The organism is Stenotrophomonas maltophilia, assembly GCF_003970865.1.
In the GTDB taxonomy this organism is placed as follows: Bacteria; Pseudomonadota; Gammaproteobacteria; order Xanthomonadales; family Xanthomonadaceae; genus Stenotrophomonas; species Stenotrophomonas maltophilia_AR.
Map to the genome: position 1 here is coordinate 26,658 of NZ_RXLZ01000018.1, position 19,782 is coordinate 46,439.

At 66.3% G+C, this 19,782-nt stretch carries 21 protein-coding genes; 14 read left to right on the forward strand and 7 right to left on the reverse strand.

Annotated features, from left to right (window positions below):
- Positions 1-17 precede the first annotated feature (17 nt).
- Both EKL94_RS08000 and EKL94_RS08005 read right to left on the reverse strand, forming a co-directional pair.
- A complete protein-coding gene (locus tag EKL94_RS08000) occupies positions 18-1,961 on the reverse strand; it encodes a DUF3857 domain-containing protein (RefSeq protein WP_126928683.1) in 1,944 nt (647 codons plus the stop codon).
- A 39-nt stretch (positions 1,962-2,000) separates the two neighbouring features.
- Entirely contained in the window at positions 2,001-4,361 is a 2,361-nt protein-coding gene (locus EKL94_RS08005) for a DNA translocase FtsK (protein ID WP_126928684.1), read from the reverse strand.
- A gap of 233 nt (positions 4,362-4,594) precedes the next feature.
- Here EKL94_RS08005 and trxB point away from each other — a divergent pair, with 233 nt between their 5' ends.
- Together trxB and EKL94_RS08015 are read left to right on the forward strand one after the other, a co-directional pair.
- Positions 4,595-5,566: a thioredoxin-disulfide reductase gene (gene trxB / locus EKL94_RS08010; protein ID WP_126928685.1), complete on the forward strand. Its 972-nt coding sequence runs from the start codon at positions 4,595-4,597 to the stop codon at positions 5,564-5,566.
- A gap of 102 nt (positions 5,567-5,668) precedes the next feature.
- Positions 5,669-6,793, forward strand: a complete 1,125-nt coding sequence (locus tag EKL94_RS08015; protein WP_126928686.1) for a GNAT family N-acetyltransferase — start codon at positions 5,669-5,671, stop codon at positions 6,791-6,793.
- 123 nt (positions 6,794-6,916) lie between these two features.
- Here the strand turns inward: EKL94_RS08015 and EKL94_RS08020 are convergent, their stop codons facing one another.
- The gene (locus EKL94_RS08020; protein ID WP_126928687.1) at positions 6,917-8,185 is read right to left on the reverse strand and encodes a hypothetical protein; all 1,269 of its coding nucleotides are present in this window, start codon (positions 8,183-8,185) and stop codon (positions 6,917-6,919) included.
- Positions 8,186-8,257: 72 nt separating this feature from the next.
- Here EKL94_RS08020 and aat point away from each other — a divergent pair, with 72 nt between their 5' ends.
- The 4 genes from aat (at position 8,258) to EKL94_RS08040 (ending at position 10,256) form a co-directional block, all read left to right on the forward strand.
- Complete coding sequence (gene aat / locus EKL94_RS08025; protein WP_126928688.1) at positions 8,258-8,998, forward strand: leucyl/phenylalanyl-tRNA--protein transferase; 741 nt, start codon at positions 8,258-8,260, stop codon at positions 8,996-8,998.
- Positions 8,999-9,084: 86 nt separating this feature from the next.
- Complete coding sequence (gene infA, locus EKL94_RS08030) at positions 9,085-9,303, forward strand: translation initiation factor IF-1 (RefSeq protein WP_005409596.1); 219 nt, start codon at positions 9,085-9,087, stop codon at positions 9,301-9,303.
- A gap of 173 nt (positions 9,304-9,476) precedes the next feature.
- Positions 9,477-9,749, forward strand: coding sequence for a hypothetical protein (locus EKL94_RS08035; protein ID WP_032127354.1), 273 nt, complete (start codon positions 9,477-9,479; stop codon positions 9,747-9,749).
- A gap of 129 nt (positions 9,750-9,878) precedes the next feature.
- Positions 9,879-10,256, forward strand: a complete 378-nt coding sequence (locus EKL94_RS08040; protein WP_126928689.1) for a hypothetical protein — start codon at positions 9,879-9,881, stop codon at positions 10,254-10,256.
- Positions 10,257-10,304: 48 nt separating this feature from the next.
- Here the strand turns inward: EKL94_RS08040 and EKL94_RS08045 are convergent, their stop codons facing one another.
- The 3 genes from EKL94_RS08045 to clpA form a co-directional block, all read right to left on the reverse strand.
- Positions 10,305-10,592, reverse strand: coding sequence for a HigA family addiction module antitoxin (locus EKL94_RS08045; protein ID WP_126928690.1), 288 nt, complete (start codon positions 10,590-10,592; stop codon positions 10,305-10,307).
- Between the two features lie 8 nt (positions 10,593-10,600).
- Positions 10,601-10,879, reverse strand: a complete 279-nt coding sequence (locus EKL94_RS08050) for a type II toxin-antitoxin system RelE/ParE family toxin (RefSeq protein ID WP_019659639.1) — start codon at positions 10,877-10,879, stop codon at positions 10,601-10,603.
- Between the two features lie 186 nt (positions 10,880-11,065).
- The gene (gene clpA, locus EKL94_RS08055) at positions 11,066-13,354 is read right to left on the reverse strand and encodes an ATP-dependent Clp protease ATP-binding subunit ClpA (protein ID WP_126928691.1); all 2,289 of its coding nucleotides are present in this window, start codon (positions 13,352-13,354) and stop codon (positions 11,066-11,068) included.
- Positions 13,355-13,492: 138 nt separating this feature from the next.
- On the opposite strand from clpA, the gene EKL94_RS08060 reads away from it, so the two are divergent.
- Positions 13,493-14,305, forward strand: coding sequence for an APH(6) family putative aminoglycoside O-phosphotransferase (locus EKL94_RS08060; RefSeq protein ID WP_126928692.1), 813 nt, complete (start codon positions 13,493-13,495; stop codon positions 14,303-14,305).
- 161 nt (positions 14,306-14,466) lie between these two features.
- Here the strand turns inward: EKL94_RS08060 and clpS are convergent, their stop codons facing one another.
- Complete coding sequence (gene clpS, locus EKL94_RS08065) at positions 14,467-14,793, reverse strand: ATP-dependent Clp protease adapter ClpS (RefSeq protein WP_126928693.1); 327 nt, start codon at positions 14,791-14,793, stop codon at positions 14,467-14,469.
- Positions 14,794-14,905: 112 nt separating this feature from the next.
- Between clpS and EKL94_RS08070 the strand changes: the two genes are divergently transcribed.
- The 7 genes from EKL94_RS08070 (at position 14,906) to EKL94_RS08100 (ending at position 19,705) form a co-directional block, all read left to right on the forward strand.
- Positions 14,906-15,379, forward strand: coding sequence for a hypothetical protein (locus EKL94_RS08070; protein WP_126928694.1), 474 nt, complete (start codon positions 14,906-14,908; stop codon positions 15,377-15,379).
- Between the two features lies 1 nt (position 15,380).
- Positions 15,381-15,842, forward strand: coding sequence for an NUDIX hydrolase (locus EKL94_RS08075; RefSeq protein WP_126928695.1), 462 nt, complete (start codon positions 15,381-15,383; stop codon positions 15,840-15,842).
- A complete protein-coding gene (mnmA, locus tag EKL94_RS08080; protein ID WP_126928696.1) occupies positions 15,839-16,981 on the forward strand; it encodes a tRNA 2-thiouridine(34) synthase MnmA in 1,143 nt (380 codons plus the stop codon). The genes EKL94_RS08075 and mnmA overlap by 4 nt, the downstream gene beginning before the upstream one ends.
- Positions 16,978-17,592 (forward strand): high frequency lysogenization protein HflD, encoded by a 615-nt coding sequence (gene hflD, locus EKL94_RS08085; RefSeq protein ID WP_087922503.1) that lies wholly within the window; start codon positions 16,978-16,980, stop codon positions 17,590-17,592. Before mnmA ends, hflD begins: the two co-directional genes overlap by 4 nt.
- Positions 17,593-17,755: 163 nt before the next feature.
- On the forward strand, positions 17,756-18,946 hold the full coding sequence (locus tag EKL94_RS08090; protein WP_032127364.1) for a methyl-accepting chemotaxis protein: 1,191 nt from the start codon (positions 17,756-17,758) through the stop codon (positions 18,944-18,946).
- 98 nt (positions 18,947-19,044) lie between these two features.
- Positions 19,045-19,260, forward strand: coding sequence for a hypothetical protein (locus EKL94_RS08095; protein WP_126928697.1), 216 nt, complete (start codon positions 19,045-19,047; stop codon positions 19,258-19,260).
- Positions 19,261-19,357: 97 nt separating this feature from the next.
- On the forward strand, positions 19,358-19,705 hold the full coding sequence (locus EKL94_RS08100; RefSeq protein WP_126928698.1) for a hypothetical protein: 348 nt from the start codon (positions 19,358-19,360) through the stop codon (positions 19,703-19,705).
- Positions 19,706-19,782: the final 77 nt, after the last annotated feature.

Below are 19,782 nucleotides of genomic sequence, written 5' to 3' on the forward strand. Positions count from 1 at the left end.
GAACGTCCATCGGCGATTCAGCCGCCGGATGCCGGCAGCTTGCCGTACAGCACCTGGCCACGGAAGCCGCGCCGCACTTCGCGATACAGCGCGCGGAACGCCGGATAGTCCTGCGGCTGGCACAACGCCTCCGGCCCACGCACCGCATTCTGCTGCAAGCGGTGGTGCACGATCACGTCCTGGCCCTCGCGGCTCCAGTCGACCCGGTACTCACCCGCGGCGTTACTGAAACGCTGGCTGGCCGGGATGGCGATGATCGGTGCATTGGCCGGGAACTGCAGGCGATAGGTTTCCTCGCGCAGGCTGGCATTGCAGTAGAACGGCGTCTCGTTGGCCGGCGCCGAGGCGGTGGCGTACAGGCCGCGCACCGATTCGCCACCCGGCGGGTCCGGCACGGCCATGCCGCCGGCCACGCTGAAGTCGGCGTAGTCTTCGGCCTGGAAGGCCATGCGATAGCCAAACGGCCGGGTCAGGTCGACCGGCACACCCTGGATCTGCAGCTGCCCTCGCCCGTCGAAACCGGAGGCGGCCATGATCTGCTCTTCAGCGCGCGCACGGTTCTGCGCGTTGAGCTGGGAGAACTGGGCACGCATGCCGATCTCGGCGTTCTCGCCCAATTTCGGGATCGTCTCGCCGCGCAGGTTGCCATTCGCGTCGAAGGTGAAACGCACCTCCATCGAGGTGGCATTGCGCTCCGGCGTGTTGGCCGGGGTGCGTGCCAGCGTGGCGTCGCGGGTACGCATCACCGGCGCACCCAGGTCACCTTCCGGCAGCTGCCCGAAGCGCGCCCATGCGGTGGTCGAATCCAGGTACAGATCGAATTCCGGGATATAGGTGATGGCGTGATTGAAGCGACCCAGCACCGGAATCTTCGGCAGCGTCGGACCACCGCCAGCACCGATCAGCACCGGCGAGCTGGCGATGCCCTTGGCCGCCAGCAGCGCCTCGAGGATCGTCACATGGTCCTTGCAGTCACCGTAGTGGTTGTCGAGGATGCTCTGCGCGCTGTTCGGCTCCAGACCGCCGTTGCCCAGGTACACCGCCACATAGCGGATGTTCTGCGCCACCCAGCGGTACAGCGCATCAGCCTGCTCGCGACGGTCGCTGATGCCAGTCGTGATTTCGTCTGCCAGCGCCTGCAGTTCCGGCGTGACCTGCGCCGCCGGACCAGCCTTGAGCTGGTAGGCGCGCCCCATCTGCGACCAGTCACGATACGTGCTGGCCATGATGTTCGGGCCGAACTCCCATCCCGCCGCGGACCAGTTCTGTGCCGGCATGGCTTCGCGCCGCTGATAGCGCCAGCGCCACTGCGCCTGGCCGTTCTTCACCGTCGGCCGGTCGCTGCCCTGCACGCCGCGGCTGTCGACGAACATCGGCAGATTGGCCGGCGCACTCAGGGTGACCTCGGCGTCCTCGTACTCGGTGAAGACGTTGAAGGTTTCCCACAGGCCGAAGTAACCCGGGAAGTACGGCGTAGCCTGCGTGCGGCGCACCTGGTAGTACAGGCGCGTGCCCGGGGCCAGGTTCGGGAACACGATCACCCGCACCTTGCGGTCGGCATACATCGCCGCCGAGGCGCTGGAGTAGCTCTCCTGGGTGTAGATGCGGTCGGCCGGGACGTCGCGGCGCTGGCCATCGGCGGTGATGGTGTAGGCGCCAAGTACTTCCAGCGTCTCCATCTTCTCGCTGTAGCTCAGCCGCACCTGGCTGAACTGCTCGACGGAAGCCTTGGTCTTGAGCAGGACTTCGTAGGTTTCGGTCTGCACATTGCCCGCATCCGGCCGCACCTGGTAATCGGCGCGGTAACGGACAATGCTGAAATTATTGCTGGCTTCGGTATCGCCGCTGGTGGAAGGCGGCGCCGTGGCGGGCGCGGAGGTGGCGGTGTCTGCCAGTGCCGGGCCGGCAGCCAGGAAGGCTGCCAGCGCCAGTGCCAGCGCGCTTGGTACGGGGTGAAGCATGCGTCGGTTCCTTGGACGTCGTGGGGGATACGTCGGGTCTTACTTCGGCGGCGGCGGTGCCAGCACCGTGCGGTCGCCGTTGTGCTCGGGCGGACTGACCACGCCGGCCGCTTCCATGGCCTCGATCAGTCGCGCCGCGCGGTTGTAGCCGATCTTCAGCCGGCGTTGCACGCCGGAAATCGAGGCGCGGCGGGTCTCGGTGACCACCCGCAGGGCTTCGTCATACAACGGGTCGGACTCATCGCCGGCAGAGCTGTTCTCGGGCAGACCAGTGGCGCCGACGACCACGCCGTCGCCCATCGTCTGCACTTCGTCCAGCACACCGTCGACATAGTCGGCCGGGCCCATTGCCTTGAGGTGTTCGACCACGCGGTGCACTTCCTCGTCGGAGACGAAGGCGCCGTGCACGCGCTCGGGCATGGCAGTGCCCGGCGGCAGGTACAGCATGTCGCCGTGGCCCAGCAGGGTTTCCGCGCCGGACTGGTCGAGGATGGTGCGCGAGTCGATCTTGGAGCTGACCTGGAAGGCGATGCGGGTGGGGATGTTGGCCTTGATCAGGCCGGTGATCACGTCCACCGACGGGCGCTGCGTGGCCAGGATCAGGTGGATGCCGGCCGCACGCGCCTTCTGTGCCAGGCGCGCGATCAGCTCTTCCACCTTCTTGCCGACGATCATCATCATGTCGGCGAATTCGTCGATGAAGATGACGATGAACGGCAGCGTCTCCAGCGGGCGCGGCGCCTCGCCCAGTTCGGGGTTCGGCTTGAACAGCGGGTCCATCAGCGGCTGGCCGGCGTCCTGGGCTTCCTTCACCTTCTTGTTGAAGCCAGCCAGGTTGCGTACGCCCACCGCGCTCATCAGCTTGTAGCGGCGCTCCATCTCGGCCACGCACCAGCGCAGGCCGTTGGCGGCCTCCTTCATGTCGGTGACCACCGGCGCCAGCAGGTGCGGGATGCCCTGGTAGACGCTCAGTTCGAGCATCTTCGGGTCGATCATCAGCATCCGCAGGTCTTTCGGCGAGGCTTTGAACAGCAGGCTCAGCACCATCGCGTTGACCGCCACCGACTTGCCCGAACCGGTGGTACCGGCCACCAGCAGATGCGGCATGCGCGCCAGATCGGCCACGGTCGAGCGCCCGGCAATGTCCTTGCCCAGCGCCAGGGTCAGCACGCTGGTCGACTTGTCGTATTCCTTCGAGCGCAAAAGCTCGGACAGGTAGATCATCTCGCGGGTGACGTTGGGAATTTCCAGGCCGATCACCGACTTGCCCGGAATCACATCGACCACGCGCACCGACTTCACCGACAGGCCGCGCGCGATGTCCTTGTCCAGCGAACTGATCTGGCTGACCTTGATACCCGGCGCGGGCTCAATCTCGAAGCGGGTGATGACCGGGCCGGGGTTGGCACCGACCACCTGGGCATCGATGCGGAAATCCTTCAGCTTGAACTCGATCTGCCGCGACAACGCGTCCAGGGTTTCCTTGTCGTAGCCCACCGGCTGCGGCTTGGGGTCGTCCAGCAGGGCCAGCGGAGGCAGGTCCGAGCCATCGCCGTTGACGCCACGGAACATCGGAATCTGCGTGTCGCGCTTGGCCCGGTCACTCTTCTCGATCACCGGTTCCGGGCGCGGCTCGATCTTCACCGGCTCGCGCTTGGCGCGCACCTCGGCGTCGGCCTTGCGCACTTCCTGGCGCTCCTCGCGCATCACCCGGGTCTGCTGCCACTCGGTGACTTCTTCCTTCTTGCGCGCCAGCAACGGCGCCAGAGACATCACGCCGCGGCCGATCTTCTCCATCACCGTGAACCAGGACAGCCCGGTGGCCAGAGTGATCGAGGCCAGCAGCAGCACCAGCACGAACAGGTTCGCCCCCAACGCGCCGAAGCCCACCGTGAGCGAATTGCCGACCAGCTTGCCGAGGATGCCGCCGGCACTGGAGACATCGCCACTGAACAGGCGCACATGCAGGAAGCCGGTGCCGGCGATCAGGAAACCGACCAGGCCAACCAGGCGCAGCGCCGGGTCCAGGTCGTTTTCGCCCTTGCTCTCGCGCTTGAGGCCGAACATGGCGATCCACGCCAGCGCGCCCAGCACCACCGGCAGCAGGAAGGCGATGTAGCCGAAGAGCTGCAGCAGCACGTCGGCGATCCAGGCGCCGGCGCGGCCGCCGAGGTTGTGCACCGGCGCGACCACGCTGCCGGTATGCGACCAGCCCGGATCAGTGGCTGAATAGGTGAAAAGACTGGCCGCCAGGTACAGCAGGGCCGGCGCGATGGCGATCAGACCCAGATCGCGCCAGAGGCGCTGGCGGCGTGGATTGTCGGTCGCCGCCGCCGCGGCCGTGCGACGTGACGCCTTGCTGTCGTCGGACTTGGAGCGTTCGGGGACCTGCTTCGCCACCTTAGACCATACCTTTGGAATGCGCTGTTAGTGATTGATAATAAATGAGACGGCGTCAGTTTTCAGTTATGCGACATCCGACAGGGCATTCAGAGCGCCGGAACCACCGCTGGATGACGGCGTTCTGTTCATCGGCTTGAATCGCCCTGCCCCAGCCGCCACTCTATGACCTGCCACGGATGCTGCGCAAATATCGCCAGCGCCTTGTCCCATCTACCTTTTCGCGAGTTTACATGAGCACCAGCCTGCCCTCCCGCCACCAGCGCCTCGTCATCCTCGGTTCCGGCCCGGCCGGTTGGACCGCCGCCGTCTACGCCGCCCGCGCCAACCTGAAGCCGGTCGTCATCACCGGCCTGCAGCAGGGCGGCCAGCTGATGACCACCACCGAGGTGGACAACTGGCCGGGTGACGCCCACGGCCTGATGGGCCCGGACCTGATGGCGCGCATGCAGGCCCATGCCGAGCGCTTCGAGACCGAGGTCATCTTCGACCACATCCACACCGCCGACCTGTCGCAGCGCCCGTTCAAGCTGATCGGCGACAGCCACGAGTACACCTGCGACGCGCTGATCATTTCCACCGGCGCCACCGCCAAGTACCTGGGCATCCCGACCGAAGACGAGTTCAAGGGCCGCGGCGTGTCCGCCTGTGCCACCTGTGACGGCTTCTTCTACCGCGACCAGGACGTGGTCGTGGTCGGTGGCGGCAACACCGCCGTGGAAGAGGCTCTGTACCTGTCCAACATCGCCCGCAAGGTCTACCTGGTCCACCGCCGCGACACGCTGAAGGCGGAAAAGATCATGCAGGACAAGCTGTTCAAGAAGGTGGCCGAAGGCAAGATCGAGACCGTCTGGCATCACCAGGTGGAGGAAGTGCTGGGCAACGACGCCGGCGTGACCGGTGTGCGCGTGAAGTCCACCCTGGACGGCAGCACCCGCGACATCGACGCCCACGGCTTCTTCGTGGCCATCGGCCACCACCCGAACACCACCCTGTTCGACGGCCAGCTGGCGATGAACAACGGCTACCTGGAAATCCGTTCGGGCCTGGGCGGCAATGCCACCCAGACGTCGGTTGAAGGCGTTTTCGCCGCTGGCGACGTGGCCGATCAGCACTACCGCCAGGCGATCACCTCGGCCGGCTTCGGCTGCATGGCCGCACTGGACGCCGAGCGATTCCTGGACGCACAGGGCAAGGCCAGCTGAGAGGCTGACCCGCTTCTGTAGGGTCGAGCCACGCTCGATTCCGGATAAAAGGCCGACGCCAGTGCGTCGGCCTTTCTGTTTCATCTGCCCTATCCTTCCCTCATGCCTTCCCCCCGCTTCCTCGACTCCCTGCAGTCCATTCCCGCCACCGACTGGGATGCCCTGCACGACGGGCAGAACCCCTTCGTCAGCCACGCCTTTCTCTCAGGCCTTGAACAGCACGGCTGCCTGCGCGAAGACTGGGGCTGGCAGCCTCGGCACTTCACGCTCTGGGAAGGCGACACCTTGGTCGGCGCCATTCCGGGCTACCTGAAGACCAATTCGCACGGCGAGTTCGTGTTCGACCATGCCTGGGCCAACGCCTATGCCCGCCACGGCCGCGACTACTATCCGAAGTGGCTGGGCGCGGTGCCGTACTCGCCGGTCACCGGCCCGCGGTTGCTGGCCCGTCACGATTCAGGGCGCGCAGCGTTGCTGTCGGCATTGCGCGAGGCACTGCCGGCACTGGACGTGTCCTCGGCCCATATCAACTTCCACACCGCAGTGGACGAGGCGCTGTTCGGCAAGGACTGGCTGCTGCGCGAAGACGTGCAGTTCCAGTGGCAGAACCCGGGTGACTGGGCGACATTCGACCAGTTCCTCGGCGCGATGAACCACAAGCATCGCAAGAACATCCGCCAGGAACGGGCCAAGGTCACCCGCCAGGGCATCACCTTCCGCGTGGTGCACGGCGATGAAGCCAGCCGCGCAGACCTGCAGGCGATGTATCGCTTCTATCTGCAGACGTTCCTCGAGTACGGAAACGCCCCGGCGCTCACCGAGGCCTTTCTGCGCCATCTGGCCATTTCATTGGGCCGCGGGCTGGTGCTGTTCCTGGCCGAACAGGACGGCGAGCCGATTGCCGGCGCGCTGTGCCTGCGCGGTGGCGACACCCTGTACGGCCGCTACTGGGGCGGCGCCACCCTGCCCGGCCTGCACTTCGAGGCCTGCTACTACCAGGGCATCGAATACTGCCTGCGCGAAGGGCTGACCCGTTTCGAACCGGGCGCACAGGGCGAGCACAAGCTGGCGCGGGGCTTCCTGCCGACACTGGTGCGCAGCCGGCACTGGGTGACTGATACGGAGTTCGCAGAAGCGCTGCAGGACTGGTGCCGGCAGGAGCGACAGGGTGTGCGGCGTTACCAGCAGGAGCTGCAAGGGCATGGGCCGTTCCGCGTAGAGCCGTAGAGTCGAGCTTGCTCGACTGGCGCGGTGCCGAAAAGCGTGCCAACCAAGGTTGGCACCTACCAGGGCAATGAGGCGTGCCAACCAAGGTTGGCATCTACCAGAGCGCTGGCGAGGACGCTGTGCTCAGGTGCACTGCCAGAAATGCCCACTCACCCGGCACTTCGCGCACCAGAACGTGTAGAGCATGCCGCCACTGCCCCATAGCAGCGCGCCTCCACCGGTGGTCGGCAGCGTCGAATCCAGCTGCATCACGAAGGGCATCTCCTCACCGCAATCAATGCACGCCGGATACCAGGCACTCTGCACCCAGCTCGGTGCGCCGCCCACGCGCGACAGGTTCTGCCGATGGTTGGACTGACCCCAGTCCTGCTGCCGCCAGCGCGAGGTGTCCATGGCGGCCAGGCCGACCTCGGCCTGCATCAGGTCACCGCTGTCGGTCGGCGTGGCCGGCACCTCCAGACGCTGGCTGGGGTGGCAGCTGGGCAGGCCGACGGCATCGTGGCGATAGAAGCGCACCGGCGGGTCTTCCCAGCCGCAGCAGTCCAGGCACAGGCCCAGCGTGATCTCACCCGCCGCGCCCGGCTGCAGCGCGGCAGCGTCGGTTCGCAGCAGCCGCTGCAGCGGTGCATGGCAGCTGCCACACAACGCTTCCAGCGGCCCTCCCATCTGCCCGGCATGGTGTACCTGCCCACCATTCCAGGTCGGGTGCAGGCGCCAGATGCGCTTGCGCCAGCTCGGTTCGTCCGCCTGCTGCGCGCGGTGTTGCTCGCGGCCAAAGCGGATGTGCAGCGACCGCTCCCCATGCAGGCGGCGCGGCAGCGGCCCATCGGCCACGTCAGCCCAATGCGCCCAGACCTCAGCATCCAGCGCGCCCCAGTCAGCGAGGTAGCCGCGGGCAACGGCATAGGTCTCGGGCTGGGCGGCGAGCAGCAGCGCCCTGGCCCGCGCCATTTCGCGATCATCATCGGCTCCGGACAGGATCCGCGCCCACTGCGCGGCAGTGGCGGACGGCAGGCCCTGCCATACCTGCGAAGCCAGCTGCAGCTCGTCTTCGGTGGCCAGCGCCAGCAAGGCCTCCCAGTCGTCCTGCAGCACCTGCGGCGCCTGGTAGCTGGTGAATTCGATCACGCTGGCCAGCAGCTCGCCGCGCTCGCCATCACGATAGCGACGCCAGGCCTCGGCACAGACCGGCGCAACCGCTTCGTCGGGCAGCAGATCCAGCGCCATGTCGAGAAAAGCCGAGCTGGGCGAACGCCGGGCGAGGGCCAGCAGCATCAGCGCACCGAGCTGGACCGGCTGCTCAGTCGCCAGCGCCAGCAGCATGCCCTGGCTGTCGTTACGCGTGCGCGGGGTGTCGTGCACATCGAGGATGGCGGTGATCGCGTCACTCATGCGTGGGCTCCTTGCCGTTGGACGCTGATGGTGCCAGACATCAGCGATCGCCACGACGAATACAATGAGGACATGACCCGCCAGCTGCCCTGGCGCCTGGCCGATGCGCCGGACGCTCCCTTCCCTCCGGCCGAGACCGCACTGCGCCAGCCCGACGGCCTGCTCGCGGTGGGCGGCGACCTGCATCCGGTGCGACTGCTCAACGCCTATGCCGGCGGCATCTTCCCGTGGTTCAGCGAGGGCGAGCCAATCCTGTGGTGGTCGCCAGACCCGCGCATGGTGTTCCGCACCGGGGGCGTGCATCTGTCCAGCCGCTTCCGCCGCCAGTTGCGCAGCAGCACGTGGGAGATCACCGCCGACACCGCCTTCAGCCGTGTGATGCGCGCCTGCGCTGCAGCACCGCGGCCGGGCCAGGACGGTACGTGGATCAGCCCGGCGATGGTCGAGGCTTACAGCCAGCTGCACGATCTCGGCTTCGCCCATTCCTTCGAGGTCTGGGATCGGCAGACGCTGGTCGGCGGCATCTACGGCGTCGCGATCGGCGCCATGTTCTTCGGCGAGAGCATGTTCAGTGGCGCCAGCGGCGGCTCCAAGATCGCCCTGGCCGCCCTGGCATCCACCCTGCGTGGTTGGGGCTGGGAACTGATCGACGCCCAGGTGGAGAATCCGCACCTGCTGCGGATGGGCGCCGGACACCTGCCGCGCGCGGACTTTCTGGAGCACGTCCGCCTGGCCGTACACCGTGACGGCCGTGAAGGCCCCTGGACCCAGGCGGTTGGACGCTTGCCAGCACAGCGTTTGGCCGGGGGTTAACGCAAACTTTGCAAGCCGGGCCCATCACGCGTAAAATACCGCGCCTTAGGCCCAGCGTGGCCGTTTTCTGAACCGCACAGGACTACATGTCGAAAGACGATTCCATCGAGTTCGAGGGCACCGTCAGCGAGACGCTGCCGAACACCACTTTCCGCGTTCGTCTGGAAAATGGGCACGAAATCATCGCCCACATCTCCGGCCGCATGCGTAAGAACTACATCCGCATCCTCACCGGTGACCGGGTCAAGGTTGAAATGACCCCGTACGACCTGACCAAGGGTCGTATCACCTACCGCATGAAGTAAGCGGTCGGCGCATTGCGCCACTCCGACAGGGCCGGCCTCGCTGCTGGCCCTTTGTCGTGCGCGGAAGAAAGTACCCGGCACCGAGGTGGTTCGATTTTTTCGTCCTTGTCTGAAATCCAGCATCGCGCCGGGACTCCAGACTCAAGGCGTTCTTCACAGAAGGCGTTGCGCGCATGACCTACCTGATCGTCCTGGACCCCCAGTCCGTCACCAGCCGCTGCTACGCCAGCAAGGGTCCGGATGGCACCTGGTTCGGCCAGCCCTGCCTGGTCTGCACCAGCATGGACGCATCGCACCCGCTGTACCTGGCCGTGCAGCGCGAGATCGCACATGCGGGAGGCACTCTGAAGCAGCGCCTGCATATTCCACATGAGGCAGTCGCATTCGTCATCGAGGATGGCGGCGACCAGGGGCGCCAGCAGGGATTCCGCTCAATCGCAGCCTGACGCGCCAAAGGTCATCGTGACCGATCTCACCGTGACGTCGGTCAGCCCTGCTTGCGGCAGATTCGCATTTGCAGCAGCGGCGGCATCTTGGGATCCGATCCAGTCCGGATCGCCGCCCCCTGCCCCGCCATGAATCTGTCTTCCCTGCTCATCCCCCTGGCTTTGTCTGCCATCACCCTGGTGGCGCCGGCCGCCCATGCCGCCGACACCCCGCCGGCGCAGTGCGTACCACTGACCGGCGAACAGCAGATCGTTCGTGCAGGCGCCGACAAGAACATCCTGCTTCGCTCCGGCGAAGACCACTATGTCGTGCATTTCCGCAACAGCTGCCCTTCTGCCGTGCTGGCCACCCGCCTCGACTTCAAGACCGACGGCAAGGAGGCTGACAAGCTGTGCAGCGAGGGCCGAAGCGCTCTGGACACCGGTCGCGGCAGCTGTGAGGTTGCGCGCATCGAGCCGATCGATGCCGAGCGGTTCAAGCGTGAAGCACGCCGCCGCAGCCGCTGACCCCATGGATGGCAAGGGCGGCCGAAGCCGCCCTTGTCGCGAGATACGTCAACGCGTCGCGGCAACCAGCGACAACACTCTCGGTTGCGCGCGCTGCCGCGCCAACCAGAGATCGTAGCTGGATTGCAGCCCCATCCAGAAAACCGCGGTACTCACTCCCGCCATCTCCAGGCGGATAGCCAGGTCGGGACTGATGCCCGCCTTGCCGTTCAGAACCCGCGAAAGGGCCACCCGTGACATTGCCAGGCGCTCGGCCGCCTCGGTCACAGACAGTTCCATTGGATCAAAGACCATTGCCTTGATCGTCTGCCCCGGATGCGGATGGTGATGAATCATGCGCGGCCTCAGTGATAGTCCAGGTAATCCAGCAGCTCCACGTCGCTGCCGGTGAAACGGAAGGTAATCCGCCAGTTTCCGTTGACCCATACAGACCAATGCCCTTTCAGGCCGCCCCGGAGCTTATGCAGGCGCAGTCCAGGCATGGCCAGATCCTCAGGACCCGAAGCCACATCCAGGATCGTCAGGATCATCAACACCTTGCTGGCATGACTGTGGCGGATTCCACTACTGCTGCCGGAACGGTAGAACCGCTCAAGGCCCTTGTGACGAAAACCGATGATCATCACTGTATCCTGTATCGTTACGCGATACAAACAGGGCAGCACCCCATCGCGCCCAGAAGACAGCATTGGCACCTCCATTCCGTTCAAGCAAGGCCGCAGACGACAGGCCCACTTGAAAAAAAGACAAGGGCAGCCGAAGCCACCCTTGTCATTCCCAGTCTCTCACGCCAAGCCTGTGGCGTCAGCTCATTCCACCGTGACCGGCAGCAGCCGCTCCGGCTCGGCCTGGGTCTCGACCACCAGCTCGTCGTCGCGGACATCGATGCTGACCTTACCTCCGTTGACCAGCTTGCCGAACAGCAGCTCGTCGGCCAGCGGACGCTTGATCTTGTCCTGGATCACGCGGGCCATCGGGCGGGCGCCCATCAGCGGGTCGAAGCCGTGGTGGGCCAGCCAGTCGCGCGCGGTCGGAGTGGCCGACAGGCTGACGTGCTTGTCCTGCAGCAGCATCTCCAGCTCGATCAGGAACTTGTCGACCACGCGCAGGATGTGCTCGAAGCCCAGCGCCTGGAACTGCACCACCGCGTCGAGGCGGTTGCGGAATTCCGGGGTGAAGCTGCGACGGATGGTCTCCATCGCGTCGGTGGCATGGTCCTGCTTGGTGAAGCCGATCGAACGCCGCGAGGCCTGCGCCGCGCCGGCATTGGTGGTCATCACCAGCACCACGTTCTTGAAGTTGGCTTCACGACCGTTGGTATCGGTCAGCACGCCGCGGTCCATTACCTGCAACAGGATGTTGAAGATGTCCGGGTGCGCCTTCTCGATCTCATCCAGCAGCAGCACGCAGTGCGGCGTCTTGACGATCTTCTCGGTCAACAGGCCGCCCTGGTCGAAGCCGACGTAGCCCGGAGGGGCACCGATCAAGCGGCTGATCGAATGCGGCTCCATGTACTCGGACATATCGAAGCGGACCAGCTCGATGCCCAGCTGCAGCGCCAGCTGCTTGGTCACCTCGGTCTTGCCGACGCCGGTCGGACCGGCGAACAGGAAGTTGCCGATCGGCTTTTCCGGGTTGCCCAGGCCCGAACGGGCCAGCTTGATCGCCGAGGACAGCGTCTCGATGGCCGGGTCCTGGCCAAAGATCACCATCTTCAGGTTGCGCTCCAGGTGCTGCAGCACATCCTTGTCGGTGGCGCTGACCTGCTTGGTGGGAATGCGCGCCATCTTGGCGACGATCGCCTCCACTTCCTCGACGTCGATCAGCTCCTTGCGCTGGCCTTCCGGCAGCAGGCGCTGGCGGGCGCCAGCCTCGTCGATCACGTCGATGGCCTTGTCCGGCAGCAGGCGGTCGCCGATGTGCTTCACCGACAGGTCCACTGCGGCCTGCAGCGCCTCGTCGGAATAGGTGACGCCGTGGTGCAGCTCGTACTTGGACTTCAGGCCCTGCAGGATCTCGTAGGTCTCGCCGACGGTCGGCTCGACGATGTCGATCTTCTGGAAGCGGCGGGCCAGCGCCCGGTCCTTCTCGAAGATGCCACGGTATTCCTGGAAGGTGGTCGAGCCGATGCAGCGCAGCTCGCCGGACGCCAGCGCCGGCTTGATCAGGTTGGACGCATCCATGGTGCCGCCCGACGCCGAGCCGGCACCGATGATGGTGTGGATCTCGTCGATGAACAGCACCGCGTTGGGCACCTTCTTCAGCGCAGTCAGCACACTCTTCAGGCGCTTCTCGAAGTCACCGCGGTACTTGGTTCCGGCCACCAGCGCGCCCAGGTCGAGCGAATAGATCACCGCGTCGGCCAGCACCTCAGGCACCGAACCCTCGACGATACGGCGGGCCAGGCCCTCGGCGATGGCGGTCTTGCCCACGCCGGCCTCGCCCACGTACAGCGGGTTGTTCTTGCGGCGGCGGCACAGGACCTGGATGGTGCGCTCGATCTCGTCGGCACGACCGACCAGCGGGTCGATGCGACCGGCCCGGGCCTGTTCGTTGAGGTTGCTGGCGAACTCGGTCAGGGCATCACCCTTCGGCTCACCCTCCCCGCCTTCGATGCGGCCTTCGCCCTCGGAGGAGGAGGAGGATGGCTGCTCGCCTTCCTCGCCCAGCTTGGCGATGCCATGGGACAGGTAATTGACCACGTCCAGCCGGGTGACGTCCTGCTGGTTGAGGTAATAGACGGCGTGGGAGTCCTTTTCGCCGAAGATGGCGACCAGCACATTGGCGCCGGTGACCTCCTTCTTGCCCGAGGACTGCACGTGGTACACGGCCCGCTGCAGCACGCGCTGGAAGCCCAGGGTCGGCTGGGTATCGCGGCCGTCATCTTCGGCCAGGCGGGACACGGAGGCCTCGATGGCCTGCTCCAGCTCCTGGCGCAGGCGTTCGGCGTCGGCGCCACAGGCCTTCAGTACAGCCTGGGCGGACGGGTTGTCGAGCAGTGCCAACAGCAGGTGTTCGACCGTCATGAACTCATGCCGGGCCTCACGGGCGCGCTTGTAGCACTGGCCGATGGTGTGTTCGAGGTCTTTGCTGAACATGGATTACTCCGGCGGCAGATGGGGACAATATGCGGCCTGACTACGCGATTTCCATCACCCTAGCGGATTGCTGCGTTCAGATGGCGTTATCAGTGCGAATCGCTTGATCTTCATTCACTCCAGGACAGCCCACCCAGCATGAGCGAACCCTACCTGAGCCGCTGGCGATTGCGGCGTGATGGCGCGGCCATCGAAACGCCCCATGCCCAGCTCTGGCCGGTGCTGACCGCCGCCGGCGAACCGGCCATGCTGAAGATCAGCAGCGAAACCGAAGAGCAGAACAGCCATCGCCTGCTGCGCTGGTGGGAGGGCGATGGCGCTGCCCGCCTGCTGGCCCACGAGGGGCCGGCGATCCTGATCGAGCGTGCCGGCGGCGACTCGCTGCGGCAACGTTCGATCGAGGGCGACGATGACGCCTGCACCACGATCCTGTGCCAGGTCCTGCAGCAGCTGCACCGGCCACGGAGCGCGCCGCCAGCGGAACTGGTCTGCCTCCGTAGATGGTTCGCCGACCTGCTGCAGCCAAGGGCTGCGCTGCCGCCACTGCTGGAACAGTGCAGATCACTGGCGGTGGCCTTGCTGGAAGAGGAACAGGAAATCCGGCCGCTGCACGGCGACCTGCACCACGACAACGTGCTGGATTTCGGCGCGCGCGGCTGGTTGGCGATCGACCCCAAGCGGTTGCTGGGCGATCGCGCCTTCGATTACACGACGATGTTCAGCAACCCGGACCTCTGTGGCCCGGGCATCCACGTTGCCACGCGGCCCGAGCGGTTTGCCGCCCGGCTGCAACAGGTCAGTGCGCTGGCCGGGCTGGAACGCGCGCGACTGCTTCACTGGATCGCAGCCAGCGCGGGCCTGTCGGCGGTGTGGTTCCGGGATGACGGCGACCCCGCCGAGGTCGACGAGGCGGTGGCGCGGATGGCGCTGGAGGCGCTGGCGGAGAGCTGAGATTCGCGCTTGGCGGGTGCCCACCTTGGGAGGCGCGCTCCATCCACGGTCGATACGGGCTTCTGCCTTGGTAGGTGCCCACCAGGGTGGGCACGCCCACCCCGGGGCAATACGCCCGGGTGAACAGCAGTCGAGCACGACTCGACTCTACAAAAGGCCGGTCAGGCCTTTTCCATCGTGCACAGCAGCGGGTGCTGGTTCATCCGCGAATACTCGTTGACCTGGGCAACCTTGGTCTCGGCCACTTCGCGGGTGAACACCCCGCACACACCGCGGCCGCGGGTATGGACGTGCAGCATCACCTGCGTGGCCTTGTCCAGGTCCATGGTGAAGAACTGCTGCAGCACGTCCACCACGAAATCCATCGGGGTGTAGTCGTCATTGAGCAGCATCACCTGGTAGAACGGCGGCGGCGCCACTTCCGGGCGCGCGGGCTCCACGGCAACGCCGTGCTCGTGATGGGAATCGGGGGAAGACTCATGGGGCATCTACCCATTATAGAGGCACGGGCAAGCCTGCGTCGGCCCGCCGCAGATTGGACGGCACGCACGCCCACCGTCACAATTGCATCCTCTCTCAACACTGTTTCACAGGATCTTCATGAAAAGGACCCTTCTCCCCGCCCTGCTGATCGCCTTGGCCGCCGCTGGCTCCGCCGCCGCTGCGCCGGAGGGCGACAAGGCCGTGGCCCGCCACCTGGACAAGCTGGGCTACACCTACGAGGTCGACGAGGACGGCGACTACCGCATGGTGTTCGACGTCGAGGGTGACCGCACCCAGATGGTCTACGTGCGCTCGTCGGTGGAAGATTTCGGCACCCACAACATCCGCGAGATCTGGTCGCCGGCCTACAACGCCAAGACCAAGCAGTTCCCGGTGGCCGTGGCCAACCGCCTGCTGGAAGATTCGCAGGACGCCAAGATGGGCGGCTGGGTGAAGCAGGACACCACCGCCATGTTCGTGGTCAAGATCGACGCCGATGCCACTGCCGACCAGCTCAGCGACGCCATCGATGCGGCCATCCGCACCGCCGACGCCATGGAGCTGGAACTGACCAAGAAGGACGAGTTCTGAGTTGAACGCTACGCCGGACCCGCGCTGGGCACCGCACGCCACCGTCGCCACCGTGGTGATCGACGGCGGCCGCGTGTTGCTGGTTGAAGAGACCATCGACGGCCGCCAGGTGCTGAACCAGCCGGCCGGCCACCTCGAGCCGGGCGAAAGCCTGGCCGAGGCGGCACTGCGCGAGACCCGCGAGGAAACCGGCTGGACCGTGCAGCTGACCCACTTCATCGGCTGCTACCAGTGGACCGCCGGTGACGGCACCGCTTTCCTGCGCTTCTGCTATGCGGCGCGCCCGGTCTCGCATGACCCGGCGCAGCCGCTGGACACCGGCATCGACCGCGCGCTGTGGCTGACCCCGGCCGAACTGCAGGCCGCCGACGAGCGCCAGCGCAGCCCGCTGGTCTGGCAGGTGGTGGCCGATTACCTGGGTGGCCAGCGCCATCCGCTTTCCCTGGTCCGGGAGGTCGCATGAGCACTCCGCGTGTGATGGTGGGCGTCTCCGGTGGCGTCGATTCTTCGGTGGCCGCCTGGCGCCTGGTGCAGCAGGGCGAGGCCGTAGCCGGCCTGTTCATGCAGAACTGGGCCGACGACGGCAGTGGCGACTGCCGCGCCGAGGACGACCGCCGCGATGCGGTGGCCGTCTGCGGCCTGCTCGGCATCCCGTTCCACTTCCGGGACTTCTCCAGCGAGTACTGGCAGGGCGTGTTCGAGCACTTCCTGGCCGAGTACGCGGCCGGGCGCACCCCGAACCCGGACGTGCTGTGCAATCGCGAAGTGAAGTTCAAACACTTCCTGGATGCCGCCCGCGAGCTGGGCGCCGAGCGCATCGCCACCGGCCACTATGCACGGGTGACCCAGCGTGGCCACCAGTGGCTGCTGCTGCGTGGTGCCGACCGGTCCAAGGACCAGAGCTACTTCCTGCACCAGCTGGGCCAGGCGCAGCTGGCGGCGACCCTGTTCCCGATCGGCGACCTGGAAAAGACCGACCTGCGCCGGATCGCGCGTGACGTCAGCCTGCCGACCCATGCCAAGAAGGATTCCACCGGCATCTGCTTCATCGGCGAGCGTGACTTCCGCGAGTTCCTCGGCCGCTACCTGCCGGCCAAGCCCGGCCAGATCCTGGACCCGGCCGACGGCAGCGTGATCGCCGAACATCCGGGCGTGTTCTATTTCACCCTGGGCCAGCGCGAGGGCCTGAACATCGGCGGCGTGCGTGGACGTCCGGCCGCGCCGTGGTACGTGGTCGGCAAGGATGTGGCCAACAACGTGCTGTACGTGGACCAGGACCGCGACAGCCCGTGGATGCTGTCCGAGCGCCTGCGTTCGGAAACCGCGCACTGGATCGCCGGTTCGCCGCCGGCACGGCGCTTTGAATGCACCGCCCAGACCCGCTACCGCCAACCCGACGAGCCGTGTACGGTCGAGGTGCTGGACGATGGCAGCGTGCTGGTCACCTTCGCGCGCGCGCAGCGCGCCGTTACCCCCGGTCAATCACTGGTGCTGTATGACGGTGACGTGTGCCTGGGTGGCGCGGTGATCGCCGCCACCGATGCGCCGCTGGAACAGCGCCTGCGCACCACCCCTTCCCCTTTTGAGGTAATCGCTGCATGAGTTTCACTGTCGACGACCGCGTCCTGGCCCTGGCCGGCATTGCCCAGGCCCTGCAGCAGGTACGCCGCATCGCCGATACCGGCCATTCCGACGCCGCCGCCGTGCGCACCGCCGTGGACAGCGTGTTCCGCGTCGATGCGTCCTCGCCGCAGGAGGTGTTCGGTGACCGCCATGCACTGAAGGCCGGGCTGCGCCTGCTGCACAACTACTTCCGCAGCCAGGGCCAGGACCCGATCCTGCCCAAGCTGGCCCTGTCGGTGCTGCAGCTGGAGCGCCGCTTCGTTCAGGATGGCGCCACCGTGAACAAGGTCGCCTCCGGCATCGAGCGCGCCCAGCGCCAGGCCGTCGAACTGGGCGACAGCGGCCATCCGGACGTGCTGGCCAACCTGGGAGGCCTTTACGCCGACACCATCAGCCACCTGAAGCCGCGGGTCATGGTGCAGGGCAACCCGCATTACCTGGGCCAGGCCGGCGTGGTCGCCGAGATCCGCGCCCTGCTGCTGGCCGCGGTGCGCTCGGCGGTGCTGTGGCGCCAGCTGGGCGGCAGCTACTGGGACTTCCTGTTTGGCCGCAAGGCGATGATCGAGGCCGTGGACCGGCAGCTGGCCTGAGGGCGTGGGATCGGAACCCTTTCCAGCATGGAAAGGGCTCCGTCCCCGAATCGCCGGCCGCGCCGGAAAACCGGCGCATTCAGAATGCACTTCGAGGCATATCGGCGTTAAAGAGAAAGGGGGTACGGCCGATACATCCTCCGTGCACCTCCCGAGAACGTCCATGTACTCACGCATTTTCATCCGTCTGGCCGCCCCCCTGGCTCTGACCCTGCTGCTCCCCTTCGCCATCGGTTTCGAATGGCCGGCCGCCCTGCGCTGGGCGATCCTGACCACGATGACGCTGAGCTGGCTTGGCTTTGCGTGGTGGACCACCCGCGCCCAGGCGCACCGTTCCCCGGAACATGCCCGTGTCCTGCGTGAGCAGGACCAGCTGCTGACCGAACTGCGCAACTTCGTCGGCAACGAAATCGACGGTTCGCGTGGCGAAGTGGAACGCGCCCGTGACCTGATCCGCCAGGCGGTCTCCAGCCTGGGCGGTAGCTTCGATGCCATGAACCGCAAGTCGCGCCAGCAGAGCCAGGCCCTGTCGCGCATCGTCGATCGCGCCGGTGATGAAGGCAATGCCGGTCTCGACGTTGCACGTTTCGCCCAGCACGCCAGCCACCGCATGGAACAGCTGGTGGAAGCACTGGAACAGGTGAGCGGCCAGAGCAGCACCACCGTGCAGCACATCGACCAGATGGCGCAGCACCTGGATGGCATCTTCGCGCTGCTGGAAGACGTCAAGTCGATCGCCGACCAGACCAACCTGCTGGCCCTGAACGCTGCCATTGAAGCGGCGCGCGCCGGTGAAGCCGGTCGCGGCTTCGCGGTGGTCGCCGACGAAGTGCGCAACCTGTCCGAGCGTTCGACCACCTTCAACGAGCAGATCCGCAAGCTGGCGCACAGCTCCAAGGACGCCATCGCCAAGGTGCGCGAGACGGTCTCGCACATGGCCTCGCGTGACATGGACCGCTCCCGCGAAGCCCGCCAGGAAGCGGCGGCGATGCTCGACAACGTCGCCCAGATCAATGCCTCGCTGGGCGACGGCATGCGCGAAGTCTCCGACTGCGCCCGTTCGATCGACGGCAGCGTGGCCGAAGCCGTGCGCGCCCTGCAGTTCGAAGACATCGCGACCCAGGCCCTGGGCGGCGTGCACACCCACCTGGACCGCCTGACCGCGATCAATCGTGAAGCGGTTGCCCTGCAGGAACTGCTGCACCGCAATGGCGGCGTGTTCGACGAAGAGATCGCCACCGCCCTGCAGCGCACCGGCAGCCGCCTGCGCGAGCTGCGCAGCGAATGGGAGCGCCCGCCGCACAAGCCGGTTGCCCAGCAGAGCATGGGCGCTGGCACGGTCGAGTTGTTCTGATCCTGATGTCCGCTGCCGTCGACGGCAGCCCGCAAGGCCCCGGTTCGTCCGGGGCCTTTGCCTGTGACCCGCCGTTGGATGCATCCTGTACGCGCACCATGACCCTGATCCGCGCCCTGCCCTCCCTCACCGACACCGAGCGCCCGCGCTACGCGAGCGTGCGTGAGCAGTTGCAACAGCTGGAAGACGTCGCCCGCGAAGAGATCCGCGAACTGCAGCAGCTGGCGGATGCGCGCCCGGCGCCGTCCCGCGCGGACGAGGAAGTGCTGGGGCTGGCGTGGGACCTGGGGCTGGATGGCGAAGCGCTGAGGTAGATCCACGCCATGCGTGGATGGCTGTCACCGCCACCCGCTCCAAACCCATGGCATGATCCGGCCATGCCACCTACGGCTGGACACGGAGTGTCGTCGCATGAGTACCACGTTCATGACCTGGCTGGGATTTGCCGCGATGGTGCTCATTGCCGTCACCTTCACCTGGCGCCCCGCCTACGCCACCTTGCGGCCGCCCCGGCATCGACCTGTCGCATTCCTGTTCGGCAGCCTGCTCTTCATGCTGATGGCCTTTCTATGTGCCTGGATGGCGGCAACTGCGATCAACACCGGGCATGTCCATCTAAGCCACCACCGCGCCGGCACCATTGATGCGTGGCGGGACGTCGAGCCGATGACCTTTTGGCTGATCATCGTGGCGGAGTACGTGTTCGGGCTGCTGATCGCCAGCTATTCCATTGCAGGCATTGCGTTGATGAACCGGTAGATCCACGCAATGCGTGGATGGCTTTCATCCGCCGGCGTGACGCCTGGCCCTCGCCGCAACATCCACGCATGGCGTGG

What these genes read in the sequence shown, in the direction of transcription:
- EKL94_RS08000 (WP_126928683.1), bottom strand. Translation starts at nt 1,961, where the DNA reads ATGCTTCACCCCGTACCAAGCGCGCTGGCACTGGCGCTGGCAGCCTTC.
- trxB (WP_126928685.1), top strand. Translation starts at nt 4,595, where the DNA reads ATGAGCACCAGCCTGCCCTCCCGCCACCAGCGCCTCGTCATCCTCGGT.
- EKL94_RS08015 (WP_126928686.1), top strand. Translation starts at nt 5,669, where the DNA reads ATGCCTTCCCCCCGCTTCCTCGACTCCCTGCAGTCCATTCCCGCCACC.
- EKL94_RS08020 (WP_126928687.1), bottom strand. Translation starts at nt 8,185, where the DNA reads ATGAGTGACGCGATCACCGCCATCCTCGATGTGCACGACACCCCGCGC.
- aat (WP_126928688.1), top strand. Translation starts at nt 8,258, where the DNA reads ATGACCCGCCAGCTGCCCTGGCGCCTGGCCGATGCGCCGGACGCTCCC.
- infA (WP_005409596.1), top strand. Translation starts at nt 9,085, where the DNA reads ATGTCGAAAGACGATTCCATCGAGTTCGAGGGCACCGTCAGCGAGACG.
- EKL94_RS08035 (WP_032127354.1), top strand. Translation starts at nt 9,477, where the DNA reads ATGACCTACCTGATCGTCCTGGACCCCCAGTCCGTCACCAGCCGCTGC.
- EKL94_RS08040 (WP_126928689.1), top strand. Translation starts at nt 9,879, where the DNA reads ATGAATCTGTCTTCCCTGCTCATCCCCCTGGCTTTGTCTGCCATCACC.
- EKL94_RS08045 (WP_126928690.1), bottom strand. Translation starts at nt 10,592, where the DNA reads ATGATTCATCACCATCCGCATCCGGGGCAGACGATCAAGGCAATGGTC.
- EKL94_RS08050 (WP_019659639.1), bottom strand. Translation starts at nt 10,879, where the DNA reads ATGATCATCGGTTTTCGTCACAAGGGCCTTGAGCGGTTCTACCGTTCC.
- clpA (WP_126928691.1), bottom strand. Translation starts at nt 13,354, where the DNA reads ATGTTCAGCAAAGACCTCGAACACACCATCGGCCAGTGCTACAAGCGC.
- EKL94_RS08060 (WP_126928692.1), top strand. Translation starts at nt 13,493, where the DNA reads ATGAGCGAACCCTACCTGAGCCGCTGGCGATTGCGGCGTGATGGCGCG.
- clpS (WP_126928693.1), bottom strand. Translation starts at nt 14,793, where the DNA reads ATGCCCCATGAGTCTTCCCCCGATTCCCATCACGAGCACGGCGTTGCC.
- EKL94_RS08070 (WP_126928694.1), top strand. Translation starts at nt 14,906, where the DNA reads ATGAAAAGGACCCTTCTCCCCGCCCTGCTGATCGCCTTGGCCGCCGCT.
- mnmA (WP_126928696.1), top strand. Translation starts at nt 15,839, where the DNA reads ATGAGCACTCCGCGTGTGATGGTGGGCGTCTCCGGTGGCGTCGATTCT.
- hflD (WP_087922503.1), top strand. Translation starts at nt 16,978, where the DNA reads ATGAGTTTCACTGTCGACGACCGCGTCCTGGCCCTGGCCGGCATTGCC.
- EKL94_RS08090 (WP_032127364.1), top strand. Translation starts at nt 17,756, where the DNA reads ATGTACTCACGCATTTTCATCCGTCTGGCCGCCCCCCTGGCTCTGACC.
- EKL94_RS08095 (WP_126928697.1), top strand. Translation starts at nt 19,045, where the DNA reads ATGACCCTGATCCGCGCCCTGCCCTCCCTCACCGACACCGAGCGCCCG.
- EKL94_RS08100 (WP_126928698.1), top strand. Translation starts at nt 19,358, where the DNA reads ATGAGTACCACGTTCATGACCTGGCTGGGATTTGCCGCGATGGTGCTC.